Annotated in this window: 1 protein-coding gene; it reads right to left on the minus strand. The window is 66.0% G+C overall.

Going from position 1 to position 1899, the window contains the following annotated elements; all coding sequences use genetic code 11:
• Positions 1-1899 (minus strand): acetate--CoA ligase (gene acs / locus JF542_RS24260; protein WP_207077725.1); only part of this gene is annotated, 1899 nt, incomplete at both ends.

Here is a 1899-nt window from a genome sequence, read left to right on the forward strand (position 1 = left end):
CTTGTTTGCGCGGTTTTCGATGAGGTCGTCGACGACGGAGGGGTCGGCGAGTGTGGAGGTGTCGCCGAGGGCGCCGTAGTCGTTCTCGGCGATCTTGCGCAGGATGCGGCGCATGATCTTGCCCGAGCGCGTCTTGGGCAGGCCCGGCGCCCACTGGATCAGGTCCGGCGAGGCGATCGGGCCGATCTCGGTGCGGACCCAGGTGCGCAGCTCCTTCTTGAGCTCCTCGGACGGCTCGACCTCGTTCATCAGGGTGACGTAGCAGTAGATGCCCTGGCCCTTCACCGGGTGCGGGTAGCCCACCACCGCCGCCTCGGCGACCTTGGCATGGGCGACCAGCGCCGATTCGACCTCGGCCGTGCCCATGCGGTGGCCCGAGACGTTGATCACGTCGTCGACCCGGCCGGTGATCCAGTAATCGCCACCCTCGTCGACGCGGCAGCCGTCGCCGGAGAAATAGTAGCCTTTATATTGCTGGAAATAGGTCTGCTCGAAGCGCTCGTGATCGCCCCAGACGGTGCGCATCTGCCCCGGCCAGCTGTCGGCGATCGCCAGAACGCCCTCGGTCGGGACGTCGTGGATCTCCTCTCCGGAGCTGGGCTCGAGCACCACCGGCTTGATGCCGAAGAACGGCTTCATCGCCGAGCCGGGCTTGAGCGCGTGGGCGCCGGGCAGGGGGGTCATCAGGTGGCCGCCGGTCTCGGTCTGCCACCAGGTGTCGACGATCGGGCATTTCCCCTTGCCGATCTTGTCGTTGTACCAGTTCCAGGCCTCGGGGTTGATGGGCTCGCCGACGGTGCCGAGCAGCTTGAGAGAGCTCAGGTCGCACTTGTCGACGAAGCCGTCGCCCTGGCCCATCAGCGCCCGCAGCGCGGTCGGCGCCGTGTAGAACTGGTTGACCTTGTGCTTGTCGCAAACCTCCCAGAAGCGGCTGGCGTCGGGATAGGTCGGCACGCCCTCGAACATCAGCGTGGTGGCGCCGTTGGCAAGCGGCCCGTAGACGATGTAGCTGTGGCCGGTGACCCAGCCCACGTCGGCGGTGCACCAGTAGACGTCGCCGTCGTGGTAATCGAACACCACCTCGTGGGTGAGGGCGGCGTAAACCAGATATCCACCACTTGCGTGCACAACCCCCTTGGGCTTTCCGGTGGAGCCCGAGGTGTAGAGGATGAAGAGCGGGTCTTCGGCGTTCATCGGGCGCGGCGGGCAGTCGGGGGCGGCGTGCTCCATGAGGTAGTTGAGGTCGACATCGCGGCCCTGGATCCAGCTGGTCTGGTCGCCGGTATGCTTGACCACAAGGCAGCGGACCTTGTCCGAGCAGTGCAGCAGGGCTGCGTCGGTGTTGGACTTTAGCGCGGTCTTGCGGCCGCCGCGGGGGGCGGTGTCGGCGGTGATGACGATCTTGGCGCCGCAATCGTTGATGCGGTTGGCCAGCGCGTCGGGCGAGAAGCCGGCGAAGACGATGGAATGGATGGCGCCGATGCGGGCGCAGGCCAGCATGGCATAGGCGGCCTCGGGGATCATCGGCAGGTAGATCACCACGCGGTCGCCGCGCATCACGCCCTGGCTGAGCAGGACGTTGGCCATGCGGTTCACCTTGTCGTAGAGCTCGGCATAGGTGATGTGCTGGGCGGGATCCTCGGGGTTGTCGGGCTCGAAGATGATCGCGGTCTGGTTGGCGCGGGTCTTCAGGTGGCGGTCGACGCAGTTATAGGCGACGTTGAGCACGCCGTCCTCGAACCACTTGATATCGACGCGGCCGAACTCGAAGCTGGTGTTCTTGATCCTGGTCGGCCGGGCCATCCAGTCGAGCCGCTGTGCCTCGTCGGCCCAGAACCCCTCCGGGTCGCTGATCGAGCGGGCATACATCTCGTCATACTTGGCAGCGTCCACATGTGC

Origin of the sequence: Salipiger bermudensis (assembly GCF_017309175.1) — a bacterium.
Lineage (GTDB): Bacteria > Pseudomonadota > Alphaproteobacteria > Rhodobacterales > Rhodobacteraceae > Salipiger > Salipiger bermudensis.